The sequence below is a fragment of the Ruegeria sp. AH3 genome, assembly GCF_056536265.1.
Genome location: NZ_JBQFJL010000002.1, coordinates 347024 through 364521, shown reverse-complemented (window position 1 = coordinate 364521; position 17498 = coordinate 347024). Strand labels below are relative to the sequence as shown.

At 55.4% G+C, this 17498-nt stretch carries 12 protein-coding genes; 3 read left to right on the top strand and 9 right to left on the bottom strand.

Features of this window, described 5'->3' with window-relative positions:
- Window positions 1-54: 54 nt before the first annotated feature.
- The 7 genes from ACR3EM_RS19260 to ACR3EM_RS19230 form a co-directional block, all read right to left on the bottom strand.
- The gene (locus tag ACR3EM_RS19260; protein ID WP_480472246.1) at window positions 55-1167 is read right to left on the bottom strand and encodes a Gfo/Idh/MocA family protein; all 1113 of its coding nucleotides are present in this window, start codon (window positions 1165-1167) and stop codon (window positions 55-57) included.
- Window positions 1167-2228 (bottom strand): sugar phosphate isomerase/epimerase family protein, encoded by a 1062-nt coding sequence (locus ACR3EM_RS19255; RefSeq protein WP_480472245.1) that lies wholly within the window; start codon window positions 2226-2228, stop codon window positions 1167-1169. The genes ACR3EM_RS19260 and ACR3EM_RS19255 overlap by 1 nt, the downstream gene beginning before the upstream one ends.
- A 62-nt stretch (window positions 2229-2290) precedes the next feature.
- Window positions 2291-3415, bottom strand: coding sequence for a substrate-binding domain-containing protein (locus ACR3EM_RS19250; RefSeq protein WP_480472244.1), 1125 nt, complete (start codon window positions 3413-3415; stop codon window positions 2291-2293).
- Window positions 3416-3447: 32 nt separating this feature from the next.
- Window positions 3448-4398, bottom strand: coding sequence for an ABC transporter permease (locus ACR3EM_RS19245; protein WP_480472243.1), 951 nt, complete (start codon window positions 4396-4398; stop codon window positions 3448-3450).
- Window positions 4398-5363, bottom strand: coding sequence for an ABC transporter permease (locus ACR3EM_RS19240; protein WP_480472242.1), 966 nt, complete (start codon window positions 5361-5363; stop codon window positions 4398-4400). Before ACR3EM_RS19240 ends, ACR3EM_RS19245 begins: the two co-directional genes overlap by 1 nt.
- The gene (locus tag ACR3EM_RS19235) at window positions 5360-6880 is read right to left on the bottom strand and encodes a sugar ABC transporter ATP-binding protein (RefSeq protein ID WP_480472241.1); all 1521 of its coding nucleotides are present in this window, start codon (window positions 6878-6880) and stop codon (window positions 5360-5362) included. The genes ACR3EM_RS19240 and ACR3EM_RS19235 overlap by 4 nt, the downstream gene beginning before the upstream one ends.
- Window positions 6877-7725, bottom strand: coding sequence for a sugar phosphate isomerase/epimerase family protein (locus ACR3EM_RS19230; RefSeq protein WP_480472240.1), 849 nt, complete (start codon window positions 7723-7725; stop codon window positions 6877-6879). The genes ACR3EM_RS19235 and ACR3EM_RS19230 overlap by 4 nt, the downstream gene beginning before the upstream one ends.
- 109 nt (window positions 7726-7834) lie before the next feature.
- Between ACR3EM_RS19230 and ACR3EM_RS19225 the strand changes: the two genes are divergently transcribed.
- From ACR3EM_RS19225 to ACR3EM_RS19215, 3 genes are all read left to right on the top strand, one after another.
- Window positions 7835-8848 carry a LacI family DNA-binding transcriptional regulator gene (locus ACR3EM_RS19225; RefSeq protein WP_480472239.1) on the top strand — a complete coding sequence of 338 codons (1014 nt, stop codon included), beginning with the start codon at window positions 7835-7837 and terminating at the stop codon, window positions 8846-8848.
- 1040 nt (window positions 8849-9888) lie between these two features.
- Window positions 9889-13155 (top strand): transglutaminase-like domain-containing protein, encoded by a 3267-nt coding sequence (locus ACR3EM_RS19220; RefSeq protein WP_480472238.1) that lies wholly within the window; start codon window positions 9889-9891, stop codon window positions 13153-13155.
- 1333 nt (window positions 13156-14488) lie between these two features.
- Window positions 14489-15505 carry a GlxA family transcriptional regulator gene (locus ACR3EM_RS19215; RefSeq protein ID WP_480472237.1) on the top strand — a complete coding sequence of 339 codons (1017 nt, stop codon included), beginning with the start codon at window positions 14489-14491 and terminating at the stop codon, window positions 15503-15505.
- Window positions 15506-15625: 120 nt separating this feature from the next.
- Here ACR3EM_RS19215 and ACR3EM_RS19210 read toward each other — a convergent pair whose 3' ends face one another.
- Complete coding sequence (locus ACR3EM_RS19210; protein WP_480472236.1) at window positions 15626-15937, bottom strand: hypothetical protein; 312 nt, start codon at window positions 15935-15937, stop codon at window positions 15626-15628.
- An 878-nt stretch (window positions 15938-16815) separates the two neighbouring features.
- Window positions 16816-17493 (bottom strand): aspartate/glutamate racemase family protein, encoded by a 678-nt coding sequence (locus ACR3EM_RS19205; protein WP_480472235.1) that lies wholly within the window; start codon window positions 17491-17493, stop codon window positions 16816-16818.
- Between the last annotated feature and the right edge of the window lie 5 nt (window positions 17494-17498).

Below are 17498 nucleotides of genomic sequence, written 5' to 3'. Positions count from 1 at the left end.
CCTATCGCACCACTTCGATACGCCAAGCTCCGAAACTGTGGGAGATTGGTTCTTTCATTGGATATCGATCCATCTCCCGTCATGTTTTGAAGATTTCAAGGCGCTGGCAATGAAGGCCATACCCAGCATTCCATCGTTCAAACCTGGCAACAGATTTTGCGCCCCCTGATCCCCCCGGATCAGGGCCGCGGCATCCGCATACAAAGTCGCAAACCCCTCCAGATAGCCTTCAGGGTGTCCTGGGGGTACGCGTGTGGCTGCCCTCGATGCTTGGGACGTAGCAGCAGAACCACGCGTCATGGTCTGACTTGGGTGCCCAAATCGCGTGAACGTCATGTGATTTGGATGTTCTTGCGACCATTCAATGCCGCCGCATTCGCCATATACACGTAAACGCAGACCGTTTTCATTCCCCACTGCCACCTGACTGGCCCATAGCATACCGCGCGCGCCGCTGGCATAGCGCAACAGGATGTGGGCGTTGTCATCCACCCGACGGCCCGAAACCATACTGGACAGGTCGGCGGCAAGGTGCGAGGGGACTTCGCCGGTCACAAAATGCGCCAAATTGAACGCGTGGGTGCCGATATCGCCGATGGCTCCGGCCCCAGACCGCTCCGGGTCGGTCCGCCAATCGGCCTGTTTGTTATCGGACGCGGCGGGTTCGGTCAGCCAGTCCTGCGCGTATTCCACCTGTACCAGCCGCAGCTTGCCCAGATCACCCGAGCGCACCATGTCACGCGCCTGCCGGATCATGGGATAGCCGGTATAATTATGTGTCAGAATGAAATGCGCAGGCGACGTTTCCACCGCTGCCTTGATCCGCGCGGCGTCCCTGACTGTGGACGCCAGTGGCTTATCGCAGATTACATGAATCCCAGCTTCAAGAAACGCAATTGCCGGGTCCGCATGCATGTGGTTCGGGGTCACGATGGCCACCGCGTCGATGCCGTCCGCGTGTGCGGCCTCGGCCTGTGCCATCTGGCGGAAGTCGGAATAGGACCGTTCGATCCCCAGTTCTTTGGCCGAAGCCTCGGCCCGCTTCGGGTCCGACGACAACGCCCCCGCTACCAGATGCCACTGCCCGTCCAGCCGGGCCGCGATACGATGCACACCTCCGATGAATGCGCCCTGCCCACCACCAACCATGCCCAGTTTCAAAGGCATCACTGGTCCAGCCCCAGCATGGATCGGATCATGGCCTGATCCACTTCACCGCCCGCGAAATCGTCAAAGGCCTTATCTGTGGTTTCAATGATATGGCGCGCGATGAAGGGCGCGCCCTCGGCTGCACCCTGTTCGGGGGATTTCAGGCAGCATTCCCATTCCAACACCGCCCAGCTGTCATAGCCATATTGCGTCAGCTTCGAGAAAATCGCACCGAAATCCACCTGCCCGTCGCCGGGGCTGCGGAACCGCCCTGCCCGGTTGGTCCAGCCTTGATAGCCGGAATAGACGCCTTGGCGACCGGTCGGGTTGAACTCGGCATCCTTGACGTGAAAGGCGCAAATGCGCTCGTGATAGAGGTCGATGAACTCTAGGTAGTCCATCTGCTGCAGCAAGAAATGCGAGGGGTCGTAGTTGATGCGGCAGGCCTCGTGCCCGCCAACGGCATCGAGAAACATCTCAAAGGTCGCTCCGTCGAACACATCCTCGCCGGGGTGGATTTCGAAGCCAATAGCCACGCCCTGCTCCGCATACGCGTTGAAGATCGGACGCCAACGCCGGGCAAGCTCGGCGAAAGCTTCTTCGATCAAGCCCTGAGGCCGTTGTGGCCACGGATAGAGATAGGGAAAGGCCAGCGATCCGGTGAAGCTGACCGTGGTATCCAGCCCCATGCGCCGCGCGGCGATGGCGGCCTTTTTGACCTGATCGACGGCCCAATCCTGTCGCGCCTGCGGGTTGCCGTGCACGGTCTCGGGGGCAAAGGCATCGAAAGACTGGTCATAGGCGGGATGGACGGCAACAAGCTGTCCCTGCAGATGAGTCGACAGCTCACTGACCTCAACGCCCGCATCGCGGCAGGTGCCGACAATCTCATCGCAATAGGTCTGGCTGTCGGCGGCCTTGTCCAGATCGAACAGCCGCCCGTCAAATGTCGGGATCTGTACAGCCTTGTACCCCAGACCCGCTGCCCATTCCGAAATTGACCCCAACGAATTGAACGGAGCCGCGTCATCCGCAAACTGTGCCAAAAACAACCCCGGTCCTTTGATCGCACCCGGCATATCAGCCTCCCATGAATATCCTGTATGTCAGGCCCCGACCGGGGCCTGACGGGTTCAGGCAATTACTTGCCGCCCCAGCGTTCGGGGTAACCCGGCATGCCTTCGCAGCCACAAGCCGCATAGTGCAGCGGCGGCATCGACGGGTTCACGAAATCGGCCAGATTGTCGTTGGTGATTGCCGGCTGCGGCAGGTTCCATTCAGGTCCGGGGATCGCTTCGCCATCCAGAATTTTCAGAGCCGCCAGAATAGGCGTGCGCCACTGATAGGTCGGGTAGGTCGGCGCGATGGTGTTCAAGCCGATCTCTTGCCATTTCTGCAGGAAATCCTGCTGGTCTTCGCCGGTCACAATCGGCACGTCCAAACCCATATCCTCGAAGGCTTCAATCGCCGCGACCGAAGTTGCGCCCGCGTCCATCCAGACCGCGCCCAACTGGGTGCCGCGCTGAATATAATCCTCGACAATCGCTTTGGTCTTGGCGCGGTCGCCATCGGTGAATTCCGCACCGACGATGTTCAGACCGGCCTCTTCCAGAATGCGTTTCGCAGCGGAGTACCGGGTTTCCAGAACGTCTACACCAGGCAGGATGCGTAGCATCAGCACGTCCGAGCCTTCGGGCGCGTTGGCGGCGATGAATTCACCGGACTGGATGCCAAAGCCATATCCGCCAACCGGTTTGATGAACGTGACCGGGCAATCGGTGTTCACACCTCGGTCGAACACAATCACGGGCAGCTGTTCGCAGGCTTTTTCCACAGCGGGGGTCAGGGCTGCGGTCGTGTTGGGGGACACGATCAGGGCGTCACAAGTGCCACCGGCCAGCAGATCCTCGATATCGGCGATCTGCTTGTCGTCCGAGCCCTCGGCGTCGGTCACAACGAACTCGGCGATGCTGTCATGCTGTTCGACCTCGGCCTGCATGGTATTCCAACCGACCACGCGCCATGGGTTGTTCACGCCTGCGTTCGAAAAACAGATCGTATGCGGGCCGTCCTTCTTGAAGCCCGAGGTATCGGCCATCACATCGCCATAGTGTTGCAACCATGGGGTTGCGGCATCACCATTGGCGGTTGCGCCCAGCATGTCTTTTTGTTTTGCAAACTCGGCCGGGTCGTCGAAGTTCTGCGCTTGGGCGGGCAAGGCCAACGCTAGCGTAGTCAGGGCTGTTGCCGTGAATTTGTTGATCATTCTTGTTTCCTCCTCTGAATAGTTTCGGGCGCCTATCCCCCGGATCGGCGTCGTCGGTATCCGGCGATCACCACCGCCGAGATCAAAATCAGTCCCTGCACCACGTCGCGAATGGGTTTGGGAAAGCCCAGGATGTTGAGCAGCGTGAACATCGCCTGCAACACCAGCGCCCCCGCAATAGTGGCTCCTACGGTGCCGCGCCCGCCCAGCAATTGTGCACCGCCGATGACGGCGGCGGTGATCGCCTGAAGCTCCAGCCCGACGCCCACATCTGTGGATACGCCCGCGAAGCCGCCCAGCAAGATCCCAGCCATGACGGCCGAGATCGAGGACATAATAAAGGCGACAATCCGCGTTTCCGTGAGTGGGATTCCGGCCAGCAATGCGGCCTTTGGATTGTCGCCCATCGCAATCAAGCGCTTGCCATAATTGGTGCGGTGCATCAGCCACCACATGGCAACGCAGACTACGACCATCACGATCACCGCGACGGGCAGGATTTTGATCAGCGGCAGATCTTTGATCAGGTAGCGGCCGAAGAACCGAAAGTTCTCTGGCAGATACCCGCGCGGAGCACCTCCCGACCATGTCAGGGCCACACCGCTGAGCGTGATCATCATCCCCAGCGTGGCGATGATCGACGGCACCTTGAGCCACGACACCACCAGTGCGTTCACCGTGCCCACGATCACGCCCAACCCCAGCATGACAAGGATCACCCACCACGTCGCGCTGGCATCCCCGTCCAGCAGGATCGAACTGCCGATCACCGTCAGCGTCACCAATGCTCCTGCCGACAGATCAAACCCGCCCGAGTTGATGACGTAAAGCTGCCCCACCGCCAGGATCGCAATCGGTGCCGCACGTTTGAGGAAATTCATGTACCCCGTCGGCTGCAGGAAATACGGCGACAGGATCGCAATCGCCACAAACAACAGCGCCAGCACCAGAAAGACAGGATTTATCTGCTTCAGCCGCGCCATCATGCCTCGATCCTCCGGCTGCGCACGGCATAGACGGCAACGGCGGCTACGATGATAACCCCGCGCAGGATCTGTTTGGCAAAGGCATCGACGCCCGCGATGTTGAAGATCGAGTCGATCAGCGAGAAGATCATCACCCCCATCAGAGTACCCCAGACGCCCCCACGCCCGCCGGACAAGGCGGTGCCTCCGATGACAACCACAGCGATGGATTCCAGATCATAGACGCCGTCTCGCCCGATCCACGGCGCGCCCGAGCGTAGGCGACTGGCCAGATACAGCCCCGCTATGGTTGCGCAGACCGAGCAGATCACATGAGCCATGATGACCACGCGCGCGGTGCGCATACCGGCCAATTTGGCCGCATCCGGATTGCCACCAACCGAATAGATGTTTGATCCTGCACGAGTGAAGCGCAGGAACACCCAGGCGACCACCGCCAGGGCGATCAGAAAGATCAGGCTGATCGAGATGCCCCCGACCTGCCCATAGGCGAAGACCTGAAACTCTTCCGGAACTTCCCCGGCAAAATTGTTGAACGTAGCACTCAACAGCCCCTGCAGGATCAGCGCCATACCAAGGGTGGCGATCAACGGGTTGACCTCGAACTGAGTGATTACCAGCCCGTTGATCAGGCCAACCACAACGCCCACCGCCAGGACGGCGGCAATCGCCGGCAGCATCATCGACGGATCGCCCGACATGATGGACGAGGCCAACACCGCAGATACCGAGATCAGGTTCGCCACGCTCAGATCGATGGACGCGATCAGAATGGCAAAGGTCTGCCCAATCGCCGTGATCCCCAGCGCAATTGAGCGGCCCAGAAGGCCCAGAAGGTTTTCGGCGGTCAGATATTGCGTCTGCCCGGTCGCCACCGCGACAATGACGTAGATCGCCACCGCCACCAGCAGCAACAGAAACGGCGCAAGAGCTGCCAGGTTCCGGGGTTTGCCGATCTTCATGAGGCTTCCAGTTCCAGATGCGCCTCGGTCGCGGCATGCATGACCTCGGCCTCGCTGGTGCCATATCCGAACTCGGCCACGATCTTGCCGTCGCTCATCACCAGAACCCGGTCCGAGATGCCAAGAACTTCGGGCAAATCAGACGAGATCGCCATGACCGCCGCCCCCTCTTGCGCCAGCTTACGCATCTGGGCGTAGATCCCGGCCTTTGTGTTGACGTCGATGCCACGGGTGGGTTCGACAAAGATCAGAATCTTCGGGGCCAGCGACAGCCAGCGTGCAACGATAGCCTTTTGCTGGTTGCCGCCGGACAGAGACTGAATTTCGACCTCATAATTCGCCGCACGTAAATCAAACGCATCAAACAGCGCATCCATCTGATCAAGAGTCGCAATCGGCGACTTGTTCGGCGCGCCCAGAGCCTCGGAAAACGCCCGCGCCGAGATCATGCCGTTGTCACGGACCGATTGCATCAGCATCAGCCCCTCAGCCTTGCGGTCGCCGGGCAGCATGGCGATCCCGGCCTTGGCGGCGCTGCGCGGATTGGTCAGCCGGACCGGTTTCCCCTCAACCGTCACCGCGCCGGTTTCGAACGGTTCCACGCCAAACAGGGCCAAGGCCAGCGCCGTACGGCCTGCACCCTGAACGCCCGCAAACCCGGTGATCTGACCCGCGCGCAAGTCCAGATCAATGTCGAACAGGCGGTCATTGCCGCCCCCGCGCACATTCAGCACGGCCTCGCCAACCTCATCCGGCGTCGCGGGTTCTGGGTAGAAATGCCCAATGTCACGCCCGACCATGGCTTCGACTATCTGACCGGTTTCCGGCACATGATCGAATGCGGCCGCGACCTTGCCATCCTTGATGACGGTGACGCGATCGGCCAGACGGCGAATTTCGCGCATGCGGTGGGTGATATAGACAATCGACCGCCCCTGCCCGCGCAGATCGTCAATCAGTTGGAACAACAAATCACATTCGGTATCGTTCAACGCTGCCGTCGGCTCGTCCATGACGATCACCTGTGCGTTGAGCGACAGCGCCTTGGCAATCTCGACCATTTGCTGCTGCGCAACGTCCAGATCGCTGACCAGGGTGTCCGGGCCAAAGCGATGGCGATCCCCAAACAGCGCCAGCACCTCCTGCGTTTCGCTCCGCATCCTGTCGATATCCAACAGGCCCCAACTGCGCGTGGGCTCCCGGCCCAGAAAGATATTCTCGGCCACGGTCCGGTCCGGCAGTAACGAGAACTCCTGATAGATTACGCTGACGCCTTGAGCGAGGGATTCCAGCGGGTGCTGAAACCGCACCTTCTGGCCGCGCAGAAAGATGTCGCCTTCTTCTGCCTGATACACGCCGGACAGTACCTTCATCAGCGTGGATTTGCCTGCGCCATTTTCTCCGACCAGGGCATGGACCTCGCCAGGGCGCGCCGAAAAACTGACAGCGTCCAGCGCTTTGATCCCCGGAAAGACCTTGGTGATCCCCTTCATCTCAAAGATGACATCACTGCTCATGCCTCCGCCCAGCCCTTACGAATGAACGCAGCACTATCGTGAAACAGCTGCGGGTGGTCTTCGAACATCGGGCGCCAGATGCGGGTGGCCGCAGCGAGCTCCGAGACACCTGCACCAAAGGCCTCCATCACCACCCAGCCATCGAACCCGGTTTTCTTCACCTCCGTAAAGATCGTGCCAAAGTCGATCTGCCCAGTTCCAGGCGTGCCGCGGTCATTTTCCGAGATATGCAGAACGTTGATCCGGCCAGAGAGCGCTGCAATCGCCTGCGCCTGATCCTTTTCTTCGATATGTGCATGGAACGTGTCGTACATGATCCCGAACGCGGGATGCTCGACCAAGTCACAATACCGCGCTGCCTGTTCGGCCGTATTCAGAAAATGGGTTTCAAACCGGTTGAGAGGCTCCAGCGCCAGTCGCATCCCCCGCTCAGCCGCTTTTTCAGCCATTCGGTGATGCGCTTCGGCACCGCGCTGCCATTCGTCAGCGGTTGGCCCGCTGCCGGTGAAATGCCCGATCGGCGCATGAAAGGGCCCGCCGATGGTTTCGGCACCCAGTGCTGTCGCGCAGTCCAGTATCCAGTCCAGATGAGCAACACCGCCCGCCCGGATATCTGGGTCGGCACTGGTCGGGTCTGCGTTGGGATCAGGGACAATCGCTGTGCAGGTCCGTTCCAGCCCCAGCGCATCCAGCTCAGCCCCCAGCCATGCATAGTGATCGGCGGACCCTTCAAGGACTGGAATTTCAACACCGTCATACCCTGCTTCGGCAGCGAGCTGGCAAAACTCCAGCCGCGCCTTGTCGATCAGCCCACCGACGCACAGCAGGTTCACACCCAGCTTCATGTCCCCTCCCCAGAGCTCAGAAGATGCCACGGTGCGAATCTATGTAATCGATTTCATTTATTATGTAAACCATTACATTCTTCGTTTTTCGCTGCTATAAATCGTCAGCATGACAAGAAACTCGAATAAGAGACCCACGGTTCGGGACGTTGCGCGGGTGGCCGGTGTCTCTACCGCCACAGTAAGCCGGGCGTTGCAATCGCCTGATATCGTTTCCAAAAAAACACGCGACGCTGTGTTCACGGCTGTCTCGGAAACTGGGTACAGTGTCAACACTGCTGCGCAGATGCTGCGGCGAAATCGGTCGGGTACGGTGCTGGTCATCCTGCCGGATATTTCCAACCCCTTCTTTTCCAAGATCCTGTCAGGCATCGAAGAAGTTGCGACCCGCGCCAATCTGACGATCTTAATCGGCAACACCAACGGGGAAGACGCGCGGTATGCGAATATCCTCGAAAACCTGCGCAACGGACGCGCGGATGGTGCTTTGATTCTGAACGGTGCCGCGCCTCCGGATGGGATGCTGCCGGAGGGCACCCCGGTCGTCTCAATCTCAGAACGACTGGATGATGCAAGCTATGCTCATGTCGGGACCGACAACCGGAAAGCGGCGTTCGATGCCACGCAATATCTGCTTGCTCAGGGACACCGAAGAATCGCGCATGTCACCGGACCCGAAGGCAATCCGCTGACCAATGACCGGTGCGCTGGCTATGTTCAGGCGATGGAAGAAGCCGGCCTGACAGACCACATCCACACCATCCCCGGTGGCTTCACCTATGAATATGGTGAGCAGGCGGCAGATCAGTTAATCACCCAATATCCGCGAACCACCGCCGTTTTCTGCGCCAACGATGAATCCGCTATGGGGGTAATCCGGGGCCTTCAGCAACATGGATTTACCGTGCCCGACCAGATATCTGTGATGGGCTTTGACGACATACCGTTTTCCCGAATTTTTCAACCTGAACTGACGACCGTACACCAGGCGCGAAACCTTATAGGGCAACGCGCGATGGAGATGTTATTGGAACTTCTGGCGAATAACGAATATCCGGTTGGCTCAGTGTTTCTGGAACACTCCATCGTGACGAGAAACAGTGTTGGAAAGCTACGCGAATAGGTTCCATTGGCTTTGTCAGGTTGTTCACCTTTTACCGAAAAGCGTGTCCTGAGCGACAACCATGCGGTCACTTCGGACGCATACTCTCGCTCAATATTGAAAAGCATCGGCCCGGGCGTGGCCTGCCCCAACACCAAAACAGCTTTCGCAAGAAGCGCTTAGCTGAACCCTTTTTTCAGCGCGATTAAACTAGGATATCCAGCCCATCGCCATTTGAATCAATGACATGTTACCACCAGTGTTTCTTGCCGTTGATCAATATCACCACCCCAACCAGATGCGATTTGTTTGTCAGCTCGCTGAACCACCTTCCCTGTTCAGCCAGTTTGAAACGCTACTTATCCCCAAAATGCATAGTCTTGGAATTAAGGGTACAGTCCGGCAATTGGTGACACAGTCCAGAAATTGAGAGCACAATTTTTAAACTGATTTTGCATAGTTTTCTGAAGCAAGCATCCAGCAATTAGCGGCCTGTGACATCGGGCTACAATTGGCTTTGTGAAGCTGGCTGCCCAAACCGAACGATGTTACGCCTCGCAAGTATGGCGGCGATGCGCAGTAGGCAGAATTTGCAAAGCTCGACGGGCGCCTCCAGTAGTCCCTTGCTTACGCCGGTATGCACTACCGCAGTAGCAGTCAGGGACGAAGCCGATTTTTGCAGTAACAACCGGAGGGATGAAACCCTTTTTGCGTGAAACTATCCACTACACCGTTAGGTCAGGTTGTAAGTCTAGGTGACAATGTGGACGAAATGCACTGCGCGCGCCTAGTATAAAAAGGTCGTCTAGGAGGTTCGCATGCCGACAATGCAGTAAAGACGAGAACGCATTACAGTTCAGCCGAGGGGAAGGAAATGATCTTCCACGATTGTATGATCGAATTTCGTAAAGACTTTGAAGCACTTCCATGGTGGATGCGAAAATCGCTCGTTCGCCACGGGAAGTCACGCATCGAAACGTATTTTGTTTGTTTGGAAACACATTTCACGTTGAAAGCTCCGGTCAAGGACAGCGCACTCATATCCAATGGGATGTAGGCTAATGTTCTTTTCACGTAATTCATGTTTGCTTCCGATCGTACTTGTCGCTGGTGTCAGTTATCCCGGCGATGCGTCTGCTCAAGAAGATGCGACGTCGCTCTTAACGCTCCAGGGCGCTGGGCTTGAAGCCGATCTGACTGCCCCGGAACATTTGCCGTCCATTGCCGCGCTGTTGGACGGCAATGCAGATACGGTCGCTCGATTTGACATTGTTGGCGGGGAACCGGTGGATGTGGTGATTGGTTTCGGAGGACGCGTTGCCAGTGCGACGGAACTTGTTCTTGCCCTGTCAAACAATCCCTCAGACACGCCACCTGCCCGAGTGGATATTCTGATTTCAACCTACTCTCCGACTTCCGGGTTTCGATCTATGTTCGAAGAACGCATAGATGCACTGAAGCCCGAACAGGTCATCCCGCTGGCGCCCGCCGCGGCGTCCTGGGCATTAATTCGCCTTTTCCCGGCAGACGGTCAGACACAATTCGCCCTGACCGACGTGTGGTTGATGGGCCGGGACGGCCCACCAGAGCCGCAATACGCATTTGGCGAAGCTCCGGCGACAGCGATTACCATGATCGAAGAACTTGAAGCTCTTGGTGAAATCGGATTTTCGCTGACAGCGGCTGAGCAGGGCATTTTTGAGCGAGCGAAGACTGAAATGCTCGATATGCGCGATCTGGAGGAAATTGCCCTATTAGCTTCGGGTGTGATCGAACAATCCGATCGCGATGCCTACCGTGCACAGCTTGATGGGATCGAAGCCCAGATTCGTGCAGATTTAGATGAGAACGCATCCCCTTTTGTGCTTGGTGCAAACCTTTTGGAATGGTTGCACGAGAACACGTTTTCCAACGGGTACAGACTGCGACAAACGGATGTATCAACGGTTCTCGACCAAGGTATTTTTAACTGTGTCTCATCAGCAGCCCTGTATAACATTCTTGGTTGGCGTTTGGGTTTGGACCTAAGAACCATTGAAGTTCCCGACCATGCTTTTTCAATACTCTATGACGGCATTGACCATGTGGACGTCGAGACAACGACCCGGCGTGGGTTCGCACCCGCCCGTGAACAAATTGAGGAATTCCGCGAGCTCACAGGGTTCAATTACATTCCCCAGTCGCACAAAGATCTACGACGCGAAATTGATCGCAACGGGACGGCTGCGTTGATCTACTATAATCACGGAGTGGAATTTTATCGCGACGGAAAATTCCGTGAAGCTCTACTTGCTAATTTCCGCGCCATGAGCCTTGACCCTGAATTCTCATCCGCCATCACGAATGCACTGGCGGCGTTGAACGGATGGGCCAGATCGCTGGGGCAAGCCAGCGAATGGGAGCAGGCCACGGCCGTTGCTGCTTTGGGCCGACGATTGTCTGCAGATGACGAAATTCTTGCCGCAAACCAGCGCGCGGTATGGAGCAAATGGGCGGACTCTCTATCAGCTTCGGGGGACTATGTTGCAGCGCTTGAAATACTCGATCGGGCAGCGAAAGAGATTCCAGACCAAAACTTCGATCCCGACCGCATTGCCGTTTTTTTGAGGCCGGCAGAGGTAGCCATATCTCGCGGTGAATGGGAGCAAGCCTTTGCAATATCGGACCGGGCGGTCGATCTCCTGGAGGGTGCGGCACAAGCCGAAGTTGGTAAGTGGCAGTCAAACCTCTATCTTCGACAGGCGCGGTCTTTGATTGGCACAAAAGACTATGAGGTCACTGCGGATCTGCTGATGCAGGGTCTCAGCGCAGATGCCGACTCCAAAAGCGTTCAGCGACTGGCACGCTTCCTTGCGCAGGAATGGGCCAAGGACAGCGGTGGAATTATCGAAGGACTATCCAGAATTGCGGATTTATCAAACCGATTTGCGGCCCTTGCGGAATTTGATGCCGTGGCCGAAAATTTTGCCATAAAGCAAATCAATGCGGGACTCGGTGCGCGCACACTGGAAGAAACATTGGCCGTGGCGCAAGAAATTCAGCCTTTGATTGCCAAAGCGGGTTCCGATTTTGACGCCGGAGCGTATGCCTATAACGCTTATGGCCGCGCGCTGATCGATGGAGAGGATTGGCAAGCGGCTGCTGAACTGCATTCAGATGGGCTGTCAGCGCACCCCGATGACTATTACCTATCTAGGAATGCGCGCTTTGTTGCACAGAGATGGCAGGCAGCTGCGCTATCAGAAGGGGGAACCGCTGACCTGGAAGCGGTCAACGCCTTGCTTCGTCAGTTGTTTCCGACCTTCGCGATAGACCCAGGATTTGAAGAGAATGAGATTATCAGAAAGGTGAACACGCAACTGCGCGATGGAGACTATGATGATGCAGAGCGATTTCTGGCAAGTGCACAGCTGCTACTATCACCCGACAGCTTTCGCAAACTCAGAGTTCTAATCATTGATCATCGCGCACAACTCGCAATGAATGACAAAGATTGGGAAACAGCCGCAACACTCTATTCTAATGGCCGCAGCGAATTGAACGACGCCAAACTGTTTTCCAATAACGTGGCGTACGTGGCGCAGGAATGGACGCGTTCAGCTGGAGCTGAATCGGGCGCTCAGGGCGTAGCCACCGCGGCAGAAAAGCTGGGTATCTTGTTTCCAAGCGACGACAAGGTCGCGAAAATGGGCACGCGAACAATACAGAAACTGATCTCCGAAGCCGTTCGATCCGGCGAGATTGACCTTGCGAAGACACAACTGGCGAGCGCAAGGCCGTATCTTTCGCCCAAGGATTTCGACAGCAGCACCATTGTGCTTTACCGTGACTGGGGGAACGCGCGATTGGAGCAAAGTGATTGGCAAGGCGCACTGCTTGCCTATGCCGCTGGGCTTGAGCTGGTTCCAGACTCGCGCGATTTGCGACGCAATGTTCCTTATGCCTTTCAAGAATGGTCCAAATCTGCCCTAAACGCGGATGGCCCGGTTGGGTTGATCGCTGCAGTTGAGGAGATGGAACAGACCTTTCCTGATAGGAAAACCTTGTCAGATATTTTAGACAACGTTCTGTCTGATCGGGTTGAAGTGATGATCAATGACGACAGGCCGGACGCCGCCTTGAAACTCATAGACGACGTTGCGGTTGTTCTTGATCCCGACACGACGCACGATGTTAAAGTATACGCCTACGAGAAATGGGCGAGGCTGTATTTTAACAATGATGGCTGGCAACGCGCGGTGGAAATCTACGACCAAGGGCTTGAAGACGTGGGCAAAAGCTCGCTTTTAGAGAACAATCGGCGATATGCGCAATCAAAAGCGGATTAGGCGACTCAGGCCTCCCCGTCCAAACCTCACAGTAGCCCGCTGGGTGCCCTTGATGCAGATGATATGGGGGCGACACCCAAGTTGCTCAAAGCTCGGCTTGGTAGAGATGGTTGTTCTGGTTGGGACCCTCCTGCAATTAGAGACGATCTTGCAGCATCCGCGTTTGACCGTCGGGTCACACCAAAATCAAGCCGTAAAATGGAACACTTAGCCCGCCATATTTGAGTGATGGAATGTCAACGACAATCGGCCATACCGGCTCAGGCGGTGTAATACTTGCGGCTGGATATCGGGAGAAAATACGTCTTTATGCGGCTTGGAAGTAACTTTTCCTGGGGAACGAGCATCTGCGGCGAGTGCGGTCGTGATCGACACTGATTGGGTTTAGTTCTCTCCCTTTCCTTTCTTCTATACCAACTCAGGTCAGCATATTCGCGCAGGAAGGGATAACTCGGATCCTCAATATGCGGATTCCTTCAATTTGCAGAGCTCACAAGATGACTATATCCAACCTGAGCGCTAGCTTTGAACCACCCCAAAGCTTGCGACAGATCATCCGATACCCTTCGGCTATTTGACGAGATCCCAGAATAGGTACTCGTAACCTGGTGCTTTGTTTTTGCTTGGATGACGTTTAACGCCGGACGTGATTCAGAGCAGGATAGTTTCCAACAGATTTCAATTTAACCTTTCGTTAACGCTTAGGTTCGTTCGCTTCTGATGCAGAAATGTCATGATTTTTCAATCACTTTGATACTAACTGCATTTCCACGCTATGCTCTGTGCCGCAGCTGCGTTGGCGGCGTGAGATCGAGCTAAAGCTGACAGCAGGTCACGATGAGGCATCGGCATGTCGTAGCGTCGGCACCAGCGATGCCACGTACTGCAACTAGAGAAAGCGCTTCGGCGGGATGGGCCGAGCACAGCTGCCCGAGCAGAAGCGCCTGGAGAAAGAGAACGCTCGGCTGAAGAATATCGTGGCTGAACTTAAGCTGAACAAGCTGATCCTCAAGGAGAGCTTGAGCCATCTAAAGCCCGGGACCCGCCCACAGAGGAGTTTCGTCAGGCCGTCATTCACACGCGCCAGAAGTTGGCAACGTCTGAGCGACGGACGTGCCAGGTGACCGTGTTTGCTTGCTGGTTGTCGCTAGCCTTCGATATCTTCTCTGCCATGACTAGGCTCTTCTCACCAAGAGCGAGTGAAACGAAGATCCGTTCCTGAAAGGAAAGCTGTGAACCTGTTGCATGGATGAGTACCTGACTGTTCTACACCTATACTCTATGGAGTGTTGGTGCCATTCATCCATCTTGGTTGCCACTGGGAGAAGTTAAAATGAACCCGAGAAACTTTATTCCAAAGGGCGCGGCCAGCTATCGCATAGACTTCGATGGGTCGGCCAAAGAATTATATTTCCTGCTGTTGCCTAAACTGACCATGCTTGCCTTTAGCGCTGCAGTGGAACCTTTACGGATCGCCAATCAGGTCACAAACAAGGAATTGTACAAGTGGTTTCTGATCACAGAAGACGGAAATCCGGTTTCTTGTTCGAATGGAATTGAGATTACGCCGGATTTCGCCTTGTGTAGCCTACCGCGATCCTCGCGGCTGTTTGTCTGCTCGGGTATTGAACCGGCAGAAAGCACCAACCCCAATGTGCTGTCATGGATTCGCCGCCAGAAGGCCTATGGTTGTAACTTGGGTGGTATCTGTACTGGAGCTTTTGCCCTTGCAAAGGCTGGAGTTTTGTCAGGGAAAAGATTCACTTTGCATTGGGAAAACCGCCCTGCTTTTATCGAACACTTTCATGATTTGGAACCGTCGGCAAACCTGTATGAGATCGATAACGAGCTTATGACATGCGGTGGTGGCAACGCTGCAATTGACATGATGCTGGACATAATCGAATCCGATTTTGGAAACGACCTCGCGGTCATCGTTTCAGACATGTGCATCCACTTTCGGTCCAACAACAGTAAAACGCTTCAGAAATCAGCGTTCTCGGTGGCGTTGGGCAGCCGCAACCAATACCTGATCAATGCCATGCAGATCATGCATGAAAATCTTGAAGACCCATTGGATATCTCTGAAATAGCGGAGGCCGTACAGATATCTCGTCGTCAGTTAGAGCGCCTTTTCCAAAAGTATGTCGAAACTTCACCAGTGCAGTTTTACATCGAATTACGCGTTGAACGGGCTTACGCATTGCTCAGCGAAACCGAGATGCCCGTATCTGAGATCGCAGCCGCTACGGGCTTTGGAAGCGCCACCCAGCTGACAGTGCGGTTCAAGAAACGCTATGGTGAAGCACCAACTTCGTTCAGAAGAGGCTGGTCTGAAAGACGGGGATAATTTGCGATTGGCTTGTGTCAGAAATCGCAACCTCCATGCTGTTATTATAAGTTCCGCCTAGATCGTGTTGATAGAAGGCTCAGCGTGGGTCGTAAGAAATGAGACTGTTCCTTCGAACCGTCAACAACAATCAGCATCACCAACTTTCCAGATCGGGGTGTTGCCGTTGCTGAGATTGTTCAGGGCTTGGTTTTTTGCGGCAACGAGACGACAGATAGATTTCGGTTTTTCGGGTGATTTCATCAGACCTAGCCTTTTCAAAGAATATTGGAGAAGTGGCAATTTCAGTAGCTGGGCTATGCTGCGTTCGACCATGAACTCTTCCAGATCCCGATAGAGCACGCCGTATCGGACATAGCAAAACACAGCAACACGCCATACTTGAGTCGGCTGGTAGACTGCTACTATTGCGAGCATGTCGATCCAAATCACAAGGACTGCGTAAAAGGAGAAGCTATGCTCGTCTTATCCCTTCGTCACAGCTGCGATGTTTGACTTGAATCAATATCGCTTAAAGGGTGGTGCCTCGAACCTCAATAAATTCACAGGAGAGAATGAGTTGCTTCAAATTTCGGTCTCTGATCGGCCCTGAGAACTAGGCGATGGCGCCAGTTATACCGTCATATTTTAGATCGAAGGGCAGAACTTCTTCCTCAATCTGTCAGATAGCTTCAGCGCATACGATAAGAGTAGGAAAATCTAGATGTCAGACTACCTCCAGAGTCATTAACTGACGATGTTGAGAGGCTCACATTCTTGACAGAACAACTCGGTGCCTTCTCGGATTCAGAAGGTCAGCCCAAACCTATTATCATAATAATCTTCGGCATTCAGAGTCTCGGGGATTGCAGCTGGTGCGTTACAAACAAGGGATGCCTGCTTAAAGGGTGCGGTACGTTCTCGTTGTGTGATGGGTTTTCGTGCTCCAGCATCCCAAAGTAGCGCGTGCTCTGATCCCAAATGAAAGACAACGAAGGGTAACGTCAGGAGGTTACCCTTCAAATCTCTGGTCATAAGAACTTCGCGCACTCCGTCGACCAGGTTGGTGTTTTCCCCTCGATTATTTCTATGCGTCTAAGTTTCCAAAGATAGCCATGCGCTTTCCCCTGACGACGAATTGCGCAAAGACTACTATCAGGAACGAACCCTGCGCAAATTCGGTCAGAGCGTCGAAGAATTCGAAGCTGACTCTGAATCCGCACATCACGCGATCAAGCAAGCGCTGAGCCCGCTTGAGGCAATGCCCAAAAAAATATTTAACAGATCCATCACAAGGAATGCCAAAAGATGCCGTTGCCCGAAGAGAATTCTCAAGCATAAGAGCAAAGCTTTGTAGTCGTCAGTTTTGCCTTAACCAAGGCCTCTACAAACGTAACTCCGCAAGCAACCCCATCGACGACTGGCAGGCCGAATTCCTCGGACAAATGCGACATCAGGTCAGTCATTCCGGCACAACCCAGAACAATGGCTTCGGCCCGATCCTCGTCGATGGCCGCGCGGATTTCAGCGCGGATAATATCAACCGTATTCGGATCGTTCTCTTCCAGCTTAAGAACCGGTACATCTGACGCGCGGACCCTAACGCAGCGGCGATCCAGACCGTAGCGCAACAGATTGGCTTCCAGTCCCGCCAATGAGCGGGATAGTGTCGTAATGACGCTGAACTTGGGACTGATCATAGACGCCGCGTGATAGGCGGCCTCACCAACACCAACGACCGGAGCCGAGGTGATGCAACGTACAGCGTCGACGCCTGTGTCATCGAAACAGGCCACTACGATGCCATCCACATCCGGATGCTGCTTGACCACATCCAACAAGCCCGGAACACAGGTCGAAACATCCAGATACCCTTGGATACTGGCGGGACCATCCTGCGAATTGATGGCGATGATCTCGGTATCAGGGCTCGCGACGGCGCGGGCCGCCGCCTCGATCTTTCGAGTCATAGAACCGGTGGTGTTGGGATTGACGACTAACAGTTTCACAATAT